This window comes from Mesorhizobium sp. B2-7-1, assembly GCF_006440735.1.
Classification (GTDB): domain Bacteria; phylum Pseudomonadota; class Alphaproteobacteria; order Rhizobiales; family Rhizobiaceae; genus Mesorhizobium.
The window spans coordinates 22,289-35,193 of sequence record NZ_VFUA01000069.1 but is presented as its reverse complement, the minus strand read 5'-3'; the positions used below and the strand labels follow the sequence as shown (position 1 = coordinate 35,193).

The 12,905-nt window shown below is 65.5% G+C and carries 10 protein-coding genes; 7 read left to right on the top strand and 3 right to left on the bottom strand.

The genetic code is table 11. From position 1 onward, the window contains the following. Nucleotides 1–77: 77 nt before the first annotated feature. Nucleotides 78–1,532, bottom strand: a complete 1,455-nt coding sequence (gene xylB / locus FJ471_RS22845; RefSeq protein ID WP_140807001.1) for a xylulokinase — start codon at nucleotides 1,530–1,532, stop codon at nucleotides 78–80. 82 nt (nucleotides 1,533–1,614) lie between these two features. Further along, nucleotides 1,615–2,940, bottom strand: coding sequence for a tetratricopeptide repeat protein (locus tag FJ471_RS22840; RefSeq protein WP_140807000.1), 1,326 nt, complete (start codon nucleotides 2,938–2,940; stop codon nucleotides 1,615–1,617). A 323-nt stretch (nucleotides 2,941–3,263) separates the two neighbouring features. Here FJ471_RS22840 and FJ471_RS22835 point away from each other — a divergent pair, with 323 nt between their 5' ends. Continuing rightward, a complete protein-coding gene (locus FJ471_RS22835; protein ID WP_246684796.1) occupies nucleotides 3,264–5,894 on the top strand; it encodes an autotransporter outer membrane beta-barrel domain-containing protein in 2,631 nt (876 codons plus the stop codon). A 34-nt stretch (nucleotides 5,895–5,928) separates the two neighbouring features. On the opposite strand, the gene FJ471_RS22830 is transcribed toward FJ471_RS22835, so the two are convergent. Further along, nucleotides 5,929–6,552, bottom strand: a complete 624-nt coding sequence (locus FJ471_RS22830) for a LysE family translocator (RefSeq protein WP_140806998.1) — start codon at nucleotides 6,550–6,552, stop codon at nucleotides 5,929–5,931. A gap of 332 nt (nucleotides 6,553–6,884) precedes the next feature. Here FJ471_RS22830 and FJ471_RS22825 point away from each other — a divergent pair, with 332 nt between their 5' ends. The 6 genes from FJ471_RS22825 (at nucleotide 6,885) to FJ471_RS22800 (ending at nucleotide 12,903) form a co-directional block, all read left to right on the top strand. After that, complete coding sequence (locus tag FJ471_RS22825; RefSeq protein WP_224669643.1) at nucleotides 6,885–7,553, top strand: L,D-transpeptidase; 669 nt, start codon at nucleotides 6,885–6,887, stop codon at nucleotides 7,551–7,553. A gap of 202 nt (nucleotides 7,554–7,755) precedes the next feature. Next, nucleotides 7,756–8,922, top strand: coding sequence for a diphosphate--fructose-6-phosphate 1-phosphotransferase (locus FJ471_RS22820; RefSeq protein ID WP_127866656.1), 1,167 nt, complete (start codon nucleotides 7,756–7,758; stop codon nucleotides 8,920–8,922). Continuing rightward, nucleotides 8,922–9,683, top strand: coding sequence for an MBL fold metallo-hydrolase (locus tag FJ471_RS22815; RefSeq protein WP_246684795.1), 762 nt, complete (start codon nucleotides 8,922–8,924; stop codon nucleotides 9,681–9,683). Before FJ471_RS22820 ends, FJ471_RS22815 begins: the two co-directional genes overlap by 1 nt. A 186-nt stretch (nucleotides 9,684–9,869) precedes the next feature. Then, complete coding sequence (locus tag FJ471_RS22810; RefSeq protein ID WP_140806996.1) at nucleotides 9,870–11,408, top strand: DegQ family serine endoprotease; 1,539 nt, start codon at nucleotides 9,870–9,872, stop codon at nucleotides 11,406–11,408. Nucleotides 11,409–11,520: 112 nt separating this feature from the next. Then, a complete protein-coding gene (locus tag FJ471_RS22805) occupies nucleotides 11,521–12,132 on the top strand; it encodes a sulfite oxidase-like oxidoreductase (protein ID WP_140806995.1) in 612 nt (203 codons plus the stop codon). 24 nt (nucleotides 12,133–12,156) lie between these two features. Further along, nucleotides 12,157–12,903 carry a ferredoxin reductase gene (locus FJ471_RS22800; RefSeq protein WP_140806994.1) on the top strand — a complete coding sequence of 249 codons (747 nt, stop codon included), beginning with the start codon at nucleotides 12,157–12,159 and terminating at the stop codon, nucleotides 12,901–12,903. Nucleotides 12,904–12,905: the final 2 nt, after the last annotated feature.

Below are 12,905 nucleotides of genomic sequence, written 5' to 3'. Positions count from 1 at the left end.
GCCAGCGCCCCAACTGCCAATCTCCCCCCTTGAGGGGGAGATGCCCGGCAGGGCAGAGAGGGGGGCTCCGCGCATACTCACGCAGTCACAGCCCGGATCGCCGGATAAAGCGCACGATACCTTTGATAGGCATCGGCATAAGTCCCACCAAGCCCGGCATCCGGCTCAACCGTCGCATCCGTCGCCGGCGCGGTGCAGACGGCAAGCGGATCGGCGCCGGTCGCGGCGATCAACCCAAGCCTTGCCGCCCCGAACGCGGCGCCGAAATCACCGTCGGCGGGAATATCGACCGGCACCTGCAGCGCGGTGGCGATTGCCTTCAGCCAGTAGCGCGAGCGCGAGCCGCCGCCGATCGCGGTCACCCGGTTCAGCGTCGTGCCGGCCTTCTTCAGCGCCTCGAGACTGTCGCGGAAAGCGAAGGCGACGCCCTCCAGCACCGCCTGCGTCAGCACGGCCCGGCTCGATTCATGCGCCAGCCCGGTGAAGGAGCCGCGAATGGCGGAGTCATTATGCGGCGTCCGCTCGCCCGAGAGATAGGGCAGGAAGGTGACGCCCGTCGGCGCCTTGAGCGTATCGCCGAGCTCGCCGGTCAGGTCGCCGGCGCTCTTACCGGTGATTTCCGACAGCCAGTTGAGCGAATCGGTGGCCGACAGGATCACGCCCATCTGGTGCCAGGTGTCGGGCAGCGCATGGCAGAAAGTATGTACCGCGCTTTCCGGATTGGGCAGGTAAGAGGCGTTGGCCGCGAACAGCACGCCCGACGTCCCGAGCGAGACGAAGGCGTGCCCGGCGCCGACCGTGCCCATGCCGCAGGCCGAGGCCGCGTTGTCGCCGGCGCCGCCGGCAATCGGGATACCCGCCGCGATGCCCCATTTCGCCGCGAGCTCGCCGCGCAATCCGCCGGCCTTCGCGGTGCCTTCGACCAGCGACGGCATGTGCTTCTCGTCGAGCGAGGTCGCCGCCAGCAGTTCCGGCGACCAGCGCCGCTTGCCGACATCGAGCCATGCGGTACCTGCCGAATCCGACATTTCGGAAATGTGCTCGCCAGTCAGCCAGAGCCGCAGGTAATCCTTGGGGAGCAGCACCTTGGCGACGGCGGCGAAGATCCCGGCTTCGTGTTCTTTCACCCAGGCAAGCTTCGGGGCGGTGAAGCCCGGGAAGACGATGTTGCCGGTGAGCTTGCGGAAGCGCGGATCGGCGTCGAGCGCAGCCGCTTCGACATGGCTGCGCGTGTCGTTCCACAGGATGCACGGGCGCAGCACCTTGTCTGAGGCATCGAGCAGCGTGGCGCCATGCATCTGGCCGGACAGGCCGATGCCCTTGACCGCCGCGAGTTCCTTCGGATGCGAAGCCTTGAGCTCGGCAACCGCCGCCTCGCAGGCTTCGATCCAATGCGCCGGATCCTGTTCCGACCAGCCGGGATGCGGCCGCGAGACGTCGAGCGATCCGTGGCCGGAGCCGATGACCTTCTGGCCATCGTCAATCAGCAGCGCCTTGACGCCCGATGTGCCCAGGTCGAGGCCGAGATACATGATTTCCTCCCATTGCCATTAATTTTTTCGGGTCTCGAAAAAATCTGGCTCGGCCAGCTTTTAAGACAAGATCCGCTTCGGGTCAATTCTCAGACAAATCGGCTGCGCGCCGCGAGAACAGCGCCGACAGCGGGCTATCGGGCCGGGCGAGTTGCCGTTCGGCGGTCAACGCCCGCGCCAGCGCCGTCTCGCCGGCGCGCAACGCGGCCTCGATCAGCGTCAGGTCGATCACGTCGCGCTGCGCATGGCTGCCGCCGAAGCGGTGCGCGATCGAGCGGATCGGCCGGATCAGTCGCGCGGCCTCGTGGTGATTGCCCTCGCCAAACGCCTTGATCGCAAGCGTCAGCGGATGCCCGACATCGCGCGTGAAGGCGGCATTGTCGTCGCTGCCGCGCATCGCCTCGCGCTGCGCCTCGAGCAGCGTCTGCGCCGGCGCCTCCAGCCCCGCGCCGACAAAGGCCATCATCGCATGCGCGTCGTTGAAGGCATAATTGCCGGCGGCGGCTTTCGGCATCCAGTTGGCGGCAAGTGTCGCCCAGCGGTCGCTGACATCGACGCAGCCGAGAGTGAGGCGCCACAGGATCGCCGAGGCATCGACCATGTTGAGCGCCAGTGTCGAGCGGTCGCCATAGATCGGCCCGTCATAGAGCCGGAGCACCTCGCTCGTCTCGCCGAGGTCATAGTGGAACAGCGCCAGATGCCACCAATTGTGAATCTGGAGGAAGCTCTCCTTCGTCCATGCATCCGGATTGGCGCGCATCCAGGCGATGCCGTCTCTTTGCCGGCTTTGCATTTCCATGACATGCGCGACCGCATGCTGCGCCCAACCGTCGCGCGGTTCGATCTCGACGGCCTGCCGGCCCAGGGATTCGGCACGGGCGTAATCGCCCATTTCTTCCAGCCCGAAGGCCTGCATGCCGAGAATGGCGTGGTAGCCCGGCATGCCTTTCTGCCAAGCCGGCAGCGCCCGGCCGATGCGGTCGCGCAGCATGCGGGCATTGCCGGTGAAGAAATCGATCTGGTGCCCGACCTGCAACGCCAGCGCATCGTGCGGACTGTCGATCGTGATGTCCTCGAGGATGCGTGCGGCCTCATGCCATCGCCCTTCGGCGAGATGGCCGAGCGCCGCGACATGCGCCTGCTCGCGCGTGGTGCCGGCAAGCGGCTGCGCCGCCGTATGACAGGATTGCACGACGGCCATCGCGTCCCGCTCGGTGGCAAGGCCGAACAGGTAGCCCTTGAAGACATGCGCCATGACGAAGGCCGGGTCGTCGGCAATGGCGCGGTCGATGGAGCGGACCGGGTCGCCGATGAAGCATTGCAATTCATGCACGGCGCGGGCGTAGGACGAAAACCCGGCTTCGGTCGCGCCCGAATAAGTCAGGCCGAATGCGTCCTTCAGCGCCATTGGGTGTCCTTCGACGATAGTGAATTTGTTGTTCGGAGCGCGATCCTAAAGCATCGGCGCGGAGCGTGCCAACGGCCGCCTGGATCAATCAATACTCAGGTCTATCCGCCCGATATCGCAGTTCATCAACCATAGGACACAGAATAGGCTTTGAAAACCGAGACGAATTATGTCTTCATTGCGGCAGGGACGGGGCGGCTTAAATCGCGAATTGCGAGGACGCGATGCGGCGCTTTGGAAATTCTCTCCCGAGACTATTCTCGGAAGATAAAGTTATATCAGCAAATGCTGATCGACAGATGAGGGGCCTGGATCATCCTTGGATGATTGGCCTCTTCGCCTCGACTGCACTGACGTTTCTACCCGGCTCCGAAGCCTTCGCGGCATGCGTATTTGCTCCCACCCCCGGCAACGACACTTTCGTTTGCGACAGTGGCGATTCGGGCGGCAGCCTTACCGATACCGGCGGCGACAACACGCTGACCTTCCCGGCCGGCGGCACCGGCCAGATCAGCGGCAATGTCACTTTCGGCCCTGGTGCCGACCGTGTCGACATCCAGTCAGGCACCGTCACCGGCAATGTCCAGCAGGGCGCCGGCATCGACGATTTCAACATGAGCGGCGGCCAGATCGGCTCGCTCAACCAGGGCGACGGGCTCGACACCTTCACCATGAGCGGCGGGCGCATCGTCGATTTCTTCGACGATGGCGATCGTGCCGTGATGACCGGCGGCCGCATCGGTCGGGTCAACATGAAGCTCGACAAGAACTATTTCAACATGTCGGGCGGCATCATCGACCGCAACCTCGTCACCGGTTTCGACCAGGACACGATCATTCTCTCCGGCGGCACCATCGGCGGCAACATCAGCGTCAGCGGCGGCGACGACAGTGTCACGGTCACCGGCGGCACCGTCGGCGGCGACGTGCTGATGAGTTTTGGCTCCGACAATTTCGTCTGGGACGGCGGCGGCATCATCTACGGCAGCGTCGATCTCGGCGCCGACAACGACACCGCCAAGCTCAGCAACCTCACCAAGGCCAATCTCGGCGGCGCCGACGCGCTCAACGGTGGCCTCGGTACCGACACGCTCACCTTCGACAACGTAAAGCTCGACGGCATCGCCAGGGTCCAGAACTGGGAGACAATCAACGCCACCAACGACACCGAATTGACGCTGGACGGCAATCTCGCGCTCGGCGACTCCGGCACGGGCACCGGCAGGCTGAACGTCGACCAGGCAAGCACGCTTTATGGCGGTGGCTTCAACGCTTCGATCCAGGCCTTTACATCCGGCCAACTGGCCGAGGTCTTCAATGCCGGCCGCATCGACCTGACCAATGGCAGCACCGGCGCCACCGATCGCCTGACCATCAACGGCAACTATACCGGGCTCGGTGGTCTGCTGCTCCTCCAGACCGAGCTGGGCGATGATTCCTCCGCTTCCGACAGGCTGGTCCTGTCCGGCGGCACGGCCTCAGGCTCAACCGGCATCGCGGTGATCAATGACGGCGGCGCCGGTGCCGAGACCACGGCCGACGGCATCATGGTCGTGCAGGCGGTCAACGGCGCCACATCGACCGCCAGCGCCTTCGCGCTCGATGCGCCGGTCGCGGCCGGCGCCTTCGAATATTACCTGTTCAAGGGCGGCGCCGGCGCCGGTAGCGCGGAGAATTGGTACCTGCGCTCGGCACTGATCACGCCGACATCGCCGGCCGCGGCTCCGTCCGCGTCCGAACCCACGCCTGCACTGGAACCCGTGCCGCCGGAAACCGAAGCGCCGCCGCCACCGTCCGAATTGCCGCCGGTGCCGGTGCCGACCGATGGCGATATCAACAATCCGCCGGTCGATCCGACGCAGCCTGTGCAGGTCAGCGATCCGGAACCCGAGGCGCCGCCGGCTCCGTCCGAGGCGCCGCCGGCTGATCCGCCGCCGCCGCCGCCCCCGGTGCCGACCGCCGTACCCGATCTGCCGACGCCGGCGCCGGGTCAGGAAATCCTGCTCTATCGAGTCGAGGTGCCGGTCTATTCGGCCGTGCCGCCGGTCGCGGAACACCTGACGATGGCGACGCTCGGCACCTTCCACGAACGCCGCGGCGAGCAGAGCCTGTTGTCGTCAGACGCCGATTTGCAGCCGGTCTGGGGCCGTATCTTCGGCCAGGACGCCAAGATGGGCTGGTCGGGAACGGTCTCGCCCTCCTTCGACGGCACCTTGTTCGGTCTTCAGGCCGGCTTCGACCTCATCGGCCGTGAAACCGCCTCCGGCTCGGTCGACCGCGCCGGCCTGTTCCTTGCCTATGGCAGCATGAACGGCGACCTGCGTGGCCAGGCGCTGGCTCAGGATGGGCTCGCTGTCGGCAGCCTCGATGTTACCGGCACCAGCGTCGGCGGTTACTGGACACGGCTAGGCAAGGCCGGCTGGTACCTGGACGGTGTGCTGATGGCGACCTTCTTCGGCGGCTCGGCCTCATCGTCACGCGACATCGGCATCGATGTCGGCGGAACCGGGATCACCGCATCGCTAGAAGGCGGCTATCCGGTCGCGCTCGGACAAGGCTGGACGCTGGAGCCGCAGGCGCAGCTGGTCTGGCAGCATCTGTCGCTCGACGATGCCAAGGACCGGTTCTCCTCGGTATCGTTCGATTCCGACGACAACGTCACCGGCAGGATCGGACTGAGGCTGCAAGGCGAGACGGTCCTCAACGGGATGCCGCTGCAGCCTTATCTCAAGGCCAATCTCTGGCGCGATTTCGGCGGCACCGACCGCGTCGATTTCGAGGGCACCGACATCTCGACCGAGAGCCGGTCCACCTCCTTCGAATTCGGCGGCGGCGTGGTCGCCAAGGTGACCGACAAGGTCAGCGTCTTCGCCACTGCCGACTACAGCACCAACCTTGGCGGCGACAAGCGGCGCGTGCTGGAAGGCAATCTCGGCGTCAGTGTAAAATGGTGAGGCTGACCAGCCTCACCATTTGCGCGGGATGATGTCAGTTCCCCGACCGCATCGCCACCGTGGCGATGCCGGCGCCGACCAGCAGCGTGCCGCCGGTGCGGTTGAAGATGCGGATCGCCTTCGGGTTGCGCACGATCGCGCGGGCCCTGGACGCAATCAGCGCGTAGCCGAACGCGTTGGCGAAAGCCAAGGTCAGGAAGGTCGTCTCGAAGATCAGCATCTGCGTCCAGAAATCGGCGTGCCGGTCCAGGAACTGCGGCAGGAAGGCGACGAAGAAGGTGATGCTCTTCGGGTTGAGCGCCGTCACCAGCCAGGCATGCGCCATCATCCTAGCCGCCGAGACCGCGTCGGTGCGCGGTTCGGCCTTCAGCGCGCCGCCGGCGCGGAACAGCTTTATACCCAGATAGATGAGGTAGCCGGCGCCGATCACCTTTAGCACGGTGAACACCGTGGCCGACGCCGCGAGCAGCGCGCCGATGCCGAGCATCGACAGCGTCATGGCGGTGAAGTCGCCCAGCGCGACGCCCACCGCCATCGGCAGTGCGGTGCGCCAGCCCTGTCCCAGCGCGTAGGAGACGACCAGCAGGATCGTCGGGCCTGGAATGACGAGAAGGATGGAAGAGGCGGCGGCGAAGGCAGCCCAGTTTTCGAAGGACATTTCCCTGCTCCTTGGGCGCAAAGAAAAGGATAAATCCTGGGGTCGTCGGGAATGTAAAGAGGCCGTTGGAAAAATCTTCGACGCCTGGGCCGCAGGTCCGTTGACTGCCGCAACGATCCGTTAGGGTTAAGCCTCGCTTCCGGTCTTTCACCCTTTTTCAACCATGAGTGGCGAAAATGCCTGCGATCCGGCCGGACCGTGCTTCCCGCCGGCAGCGTAGGGTTTGGTGCATGCGCGAGTTGCCGCAACGTCTGACGCCGCCTTCAAACGGCGCCGCAATCGATGCCGAAATTCAGCTTTCCCGCCGCGCCGTATTGTCCGGCGCCGGCGCCATGGCGCTGCTTGGCATGGCCGGCTGCAGCACCACCGACACGCTCGACCTGCCGCAAATGCAGCTCGACAACACCGTTACCGGTTCCGTGCCGCCGATGCGCCCGGCGATCAGCGTCGACAAGAACATCACCGGTCCCGACGTCATGTACGCCTCGCTCACCGATGGCGGCTTCCAGGTGCCGGAGGTGCCGTGGCAGAAGGTCAAGCCGCAGTTCCGCCGCCAGATCGTCGTCGACAAGACCGGCGAGGCGCCCGGCACCATCGTCGTCCATCTGCAGGAACGCATGCTCTATCTGGTCCAGTCGGGCGGCGATGCCATCCGCTACGGCGTCGGCATCGGCAAGGACGGCTTCCGCTGGTCGGGCCGCGCCAACATCCAGTACGGCCGCGAATGGCCGGTGTGGACGCCGCCGCCGGAAATGATCCAGCGCAAGCCCGAACTGGTGAAATGGCAGGGCGGCCAGCCCGGCGGCCTCACCAATCCGCTCGGCGCCCGGGCGCTCTACATCTACCAGAACGGCAAGGACACCGGCTACCGCATCCACGGCTCGCCCGAATGGTGGAGCATCGGCCAGGCGATGTCGTCGGGCTGCGTGCGCCTGATCAACCAGGACATCATCGACCTCTACAGCCGCGTTTCCAAGAAGAACCCGGTCGTCGTGGTCTGATCGCTCAGCCGGCCCACTCTTCCGTTGCGCGATGCCGCAAGACAGGCGAAGGTGCCATGAAAACCTTCGCCTCGAGCCGGATGATTTCAGCTCCATTCAGACCTGAAATCTGAATCCGTCTCTAAATCAAAGAATTAGAACATGATGTCGTCCGAAAACCGCTTCACACTTTTCGGCATCATGCTCTAGGGAGAGAAAAAGCATGGCTGGAACCTTCGTCATCGCGCAGGGCGGTGGCCCGACCGCCGTCATCAACCAGACGGTCGTCGGCGCCACGCTGGAAATCCGTAAGCGTCATCCCGGCGCCAAGGTGCTGGGCTCGATCCATGGCGTGCGCGGCATCCGCGACGGCAATTATGTCGATCTCTCCGCCATCCCCGAGGACCGGCTGCGGCTGATCGCCGGCACGCCGAGCGCAGCCCTTGGCTCGACCCGCGACAAGCCGGACGCCGCCTATTGCGAGGTCATCCTCAACGGCCTGAAAAAGGCCGGTGCCGACGCCTTCATCTATATCGGCGGCAACGACACCTCGGGCACCCAGCAGATCCTGACCGATGCCGCCGGCGGCTCGATCGCCTTCGTGCATGCGCCGAAAACCATCGACAACGACCTCGAGGAGAACGACCATACGCCGGGCTTCATCTCGGCGGCCGAATTCGTCGCCGGCGCCTTCCTCTCGGTCGATCTCGATTTCCGCGCTTTGCCCGGCATCTATGTCGGCATCGTCATGGGCCGGCATGCCGGCTTCCTCACCGCCGCCGCGGCCGCCTGGCAGCTCGATCCCGACAGCGGCCCGCATCTGGTCTACGTGCCGGAGCGCGCCTTCTCGGCGAAGCGCTTCATCGACGAAGTGCGCGAAAAGCTGGATCGCCACAAGCGCTGCATCGTCGCCGTCTCTGAGGGTGTCAGCACCGCCGACGGCAAGGCGCTGGTCGAAAGCCTGGTGCCGCCGGAGAAGCTCGAGCGCGACCAGCACGGCAACGTCAAGCTGTCGGGCAGCGACCTGCCGGCGGCGCTTGAACGGGCACTCGCCGAAGGGCTGCCGGGCAAGCGCGCGCGGGTCGATGCATTGGGCTACATGCCGCGCGGCTATGTCGGCGCGATCAGCGCCGTCGACGCCAAGGAGGCCTTCGACGCCGGCGCCTTCGCGGTCGCCGTCGCCGGCGAAGGCGGCGGCTCGGTCGCGATCCAGTATGACGGGTCGAAGACGGTGTTGAAGAAAGTGCCGCTGAAGGCGGTGGCCGGCAAGACGCGCCACATGCCCGACGATTTCATGCAGCCGGACGCAAACCAGCTTTCGGAAGCCGGCATGGCCTATCTGAAGCGGCTGGTGCCGGAAAAATACAAGGTCGGGAAGCCGTTCGTCTGATGGCGGGCGGCGCGATGCCCGAGCTTGAGGTGGGCGACTGGTTCGGCAAGGCAGTTATCGACGAACGCACGACGATGCTGACCGAGCCTTTCGTGCATGATTTCGTGCGCGCCAACATGTGGCACCTGAAGGGCCGCGACGCCGACCTGCTGGTCGACACCGGCATGGGCATCTGTCCGCTGGCGCCGCAGATCGACACGCCGGCCGGCAAGCCGCTCATCGTCGTCGCCACCCACATCCATCTCGACCATGTCGGCTCGCTGCACGAATTCCCGCTGCGCATGGGGCCGAAGATGAGCGCGGCGCGGTTCGACGGCATGGATGACGCCGTCACTTACGCCTACATGTTCCACAATCTCGACGGCGCCGTCACGAAATTGCCGGCGCCGGACTGGAAGGCGGCTGACTACCGCATCTCGCCCGCGCCGCTGACCCGCGCGCTCGACGAGGGCGATATCGTCGATCTCGGCGACCGGAAATTCCGCGTGCTGCATCTGCCGGGACACTCGCCGGATTCGATCGCGCTGTTCGACGAGGCGGACGGCCTCTTCTTCGCCGGCGACGCCATCTATGACGGCATGCTGATCGACGATCTGGAAGATTCCGATCGCACCGCTTATTGCCGCACCATGCAACGCCTGCTCGACCTGCCGATCCGCATCGGCCATGGCGGCCACGGCCCAAGTTTCGACCGCGCCAGGATGCGCGAAATTGGCTCGTCTTATCTGCGCCGGCGGGAACGCTTCGTAAGCGCGCTCTGAATTAAATCTTCGTAAGGTTGCCTCAAAACCCTAATTACGGCAACTAGGCGTCCTAGATGCTTGTCTGTCGAGACGGCCGGCTGCCATGCACGGCGAGACAGGCAAATCCGGTCATCGGCACGTCGACGGACGATCCCGTGGGAGCGCCCGCGACGCCGGATCAACGCTCGCCCGGACAGAACGACCATGTCACCCTCAAGCATTCTTCGCAGACATCGCGTCGCCGCCCTGTTGGGCGCCGCGCTGATCATTTCGCCCGTCGTCGTTTCCTTCGCCCAGAGCAATGCCGGCCTCAGCACCGTGGCCGCGACCACGCAGACGCCCGTCGCCGGCATCACGGCCCCGAACGGCTCCTTCGCGCCGATCATTGCCGTGACCAAGCCGGCCGTCGTCACCATCACTTCGGTGATGAAGGCGCAGCCCGAGGACGAGGGTTCGCCGATGGGCGGCAATGCGCCTTTCGACCAGTTCTTCCAGCAGTTCTTCGGCGACCAGGGCATGCCGATGCCGAAAGCGCCGCCGCAGCGGCAGGGGCAGCGCGCCGAGGCGCTTGGCTCCGGCTTCATCGTCGGTGCGGACGGCACCATCGTCACCAACAATCACGTTATCGACGGCGCAAGCTCGATCAAGGTGACGCTCGACGACGGCACCGAGCTTCCCGCCAAGCTCGTCGGCCACGACGCCAAGAACGACCTGGCGGTGCTCAAGATCAAGGCCGACAAGCCTCTGCCGACCGTCAAATGGGGCGATTCCAACAAGCTGATGACCGGCGACCAGGTGCTGGCCATCGGCAATCCGTTCGGCATCGGCACCACCGTCACCGCCGGCATCGTCTCGGCGCGCGGCCGTGACCTGCATAGCGGGCCGTTCGACGACTTCATCCAGATCGACGCGCCGATCAACCACGGCAATTCCGGCGGCCCGCTGGTCGACGTCAACGGCAATGTCATCGGCATCAACACCGCCATCTATTCGCCCAATGGCGGCAGCGTCGGCGTCGGCTTCGCCATCCCGTCGGACCAGGCTGAGAAGGTCGTCGCCAAGCTGATGAAGGGCGGCGACATCGAATACGGCTATCTCGGCGTGCAGATCCAGCCGGTCACCCCGGATGTCGCCAGCGCCATCGGCCTCGATCATCCGGCCGGCGCGCTGGTTTCCCAGGTCAACGACGGGTCGCCGGCGGCCAAGGCTGGTATTGAAACCGGCGACGTCATCACCGGCTTCGGCGGCCAGGAGATCAAGGATCCGAAGGATCTGTCGCGCGCCGTCGCCGACGTGTCGCCGGGCGCCAAGGAAACCGTCGATGTCTGGCGCAAGGGCAAGGCGATGCAGATTTCCGCCGATGTCGGCCGCAACAGCGACGATCAGAAGACCGCGTCGAACGGCAATGAAGGCGGCAGCCCGTCGGCCGGACAGGGACTGCGCGTCCCCTCGCTCGGCCTCGGCCTGACCGATCTCACGCCCGATATCCGCGACCAGCTCAATCTTGCCGCCAACCAGCGCGGCGCGGTGGTCGAGCGGGTCAATCCGGACAAGGCGGCTTCGGTCGCCGGCATCCAGCCCGGCGATGTCATCGTCGGCGTCGACCAGATGCCGGTGAAGACCGCCAGGCAGGCCAACCAGGCGATCGCCGAAGCAGGCAAGTCCGGCAAGAAGTCGGTGCTGTTGCTGATCGATCGCGGTGATGCGCAGATATTCGTAGCGGTGCCCTTCGCCGCCGGCTGACAATGCACGGCGACCCGCCGCTATTCGGCGGGTCGCCGAGATTCCTGTTGCCCATGGCGATATCTTCGAGAACACTGCGCCGATCGTTTCTGCCGGTGCAGGAGGCGTCTCGATGGTCACGCGTGGTTTCTTTTCCGGAAGGCGTCCACCTTCCGACACCGACGCGCGGATTCCGCCCGGCCAGTATCTGGAGCAGGGTTTTCCCGTGCTCTCGGCAGGGCCGACCCCACGGGTGCGCACCGAGGATTGGTCCTTCACACTCAAGCAGGGGCCAAAACCGCTCAAGAAATGGAACTGGGCCGAATTCAACGCCTTGCCGCAAAGCAAGATGACGCGCGACATCCATTGCGTCACGGCCTGGACCAAGTTCAACACGCCATGGCAAGGCGTGATGATCGACGACATCCTCGCCGACGCCGGCATCGAGCCGCCGACCGCCTACACGCTGGCGCTGTCCTTCGACGGCTATTCCACCAATGTGCCGACCAAGGACCTCGTCACCGGCAAGGCGATGGTGGCGCTGCTCTACGAGGGCAAGCCGATCACATCGGATCATGGCGGGCCGGCGCGGCTGCTGGTGCCGCATCTCTATTTCTGGAAATCGGCCAAATGGGTGAACGGGCTGCAGTTCACCGAGCGCGACGAGCCGGGCTTCTGGGAGCTGCGCGGCTATCACATGTATGGCGACCCCTGGCGCGAGCAGCGCTATTCCAGTGACCCGTGAGGGGCGATCCGTGAGCAGCAGTCGATGACCGCCGAGCCGTCGCCGCAATCGCCCTGGCAGGCAGCCACGATCACCCGCATCGAAAAGCGCACGCCGCGCGTCACCAGCTTCTGGTTCCAGCCGTCGCGGCCCTTCGCCCATCTGGCCGGGCAGCATGTCGACATCAGGTTGACGGCGCCGGACGGCTATCAGGCGCGCCGTTCCTATTCCATCGCTTCGGCGTCGGAGACAGGCGGCGGCGTTGAGCTCGCGATCGAGCGGCTCGACGACGGCGAGGTCTCGCCCTTCTTCCACGACGTGGCGGCCGTCGGCGACGAGATCGAGCTGCGCGGCCCGCTGGGCGGCCATTTCATCTGGGAGGAGAGCGACGGCGGGCCGATCCTTCTGGTCGGCGGCGGATCGGGCGTCGTGCCGCTGATGGCGATGGTGCGCCATCGCACGCTGCGCAACAACGCGGTGCCCGTCGCGCTGGTGTTCTCGGCGCGGGTCTGGGATGAGGTGATTTTTCGTGACGAGCTGATCGGCCTCGACGATCGTCGCGACGGGTTCGATCTGGTGCTGACGCTGACGCGCGAACCGGCGAGGCGACCGTCCGATTATTCCCGTCGCGTCGACGCCCGCATGATGGCGCAGGCCATCAAGCGCCTGCCGAAGGCGCCAAGGCTCGCCTATGTCTGCGGCTCGAATGCATTCGTCTCGGCCGCCGCCGATGCGCTGATCGGCGCCGGCGTTCCGGCGGGGCCGATCCGCACCGAACGCTATGGCGTTTGATA

Excerpts from the sequence above, each read along its gene's own strand:
- xylB (WP_140807001.1), bottom strand. The coding sequence starts at position 1,532 with ATGTATCTCGGCCTCGACCTGGGCACATCGGGCGTCAAGGCGCTGCTG.
- FJ471_RS22840 (WP_140807000.1), bottom strand. The coding sequence starts at position 2,940 with ATGGCGCTGAAGGACGCATTCGGCCTGACTTATTCGGGCGCGACCGAA.
- FJ471_RS22835 (WP_246684796.1), top strand. The coding sequence starts at position 3,264 with ATGATTGGCCTCTTCGCCTCGACTGCACTGACGTTTCTACCCGGCTCC.
- FJ471_RS22830 (WP_140806998.1), bottom strand. The coding sequence starts at position 6,552 with ATGTCCTTCGAAAACTGGGCTGCCTTCGCCGCCGCCTCTTCCATCCTT.
- FJ471_RS22825 (WP_224669643.1), top strand. The coding sequence starts at position 6,885 with ATGGCGCTGCTTGGCATGGCCGGCTGCAGCACCACCGACACGCTCGAC.
- FJ471_RS22820 (WP_127866656.1), top strand. The coding sequence starts at position 7,756 with ATGGCTGGAACCTTCGTCATCGCGCAGGGCGGTGGCCCGACCGCCGTC.
- FJ471_RS22815 (WP_246684795.1), top strand. The coding sequence starts at position 8,922 with ATGGCGGGCGGCGCGATGCCCGAGCTTGAGGTGGGCGACTGGTTCGGC.
- FJ471_RS22810 (WP_140806996.1), top strand. The coding sequence starts at position 9,870 with ATGTCACCCTCAAGCATTCTTCGCAGACATCGCGTCGCCGCCCTGTTG.
- FJ471_RS22805 (WP_140806995.1), top strand. The coding sequence starts at position 11,521 with ATGGTCACGCGTGGTTTCTTTTCCGGAAGGCGTCCACCTTCCGACACC.
- FJ471_RS22800 (WP_140806994.1), top strand. The coding sequence starts at position 12,157 with ATGACCGCCGAGCCGTCGCCGCAATCGCCCTGGCAGGCAGCCACGATC.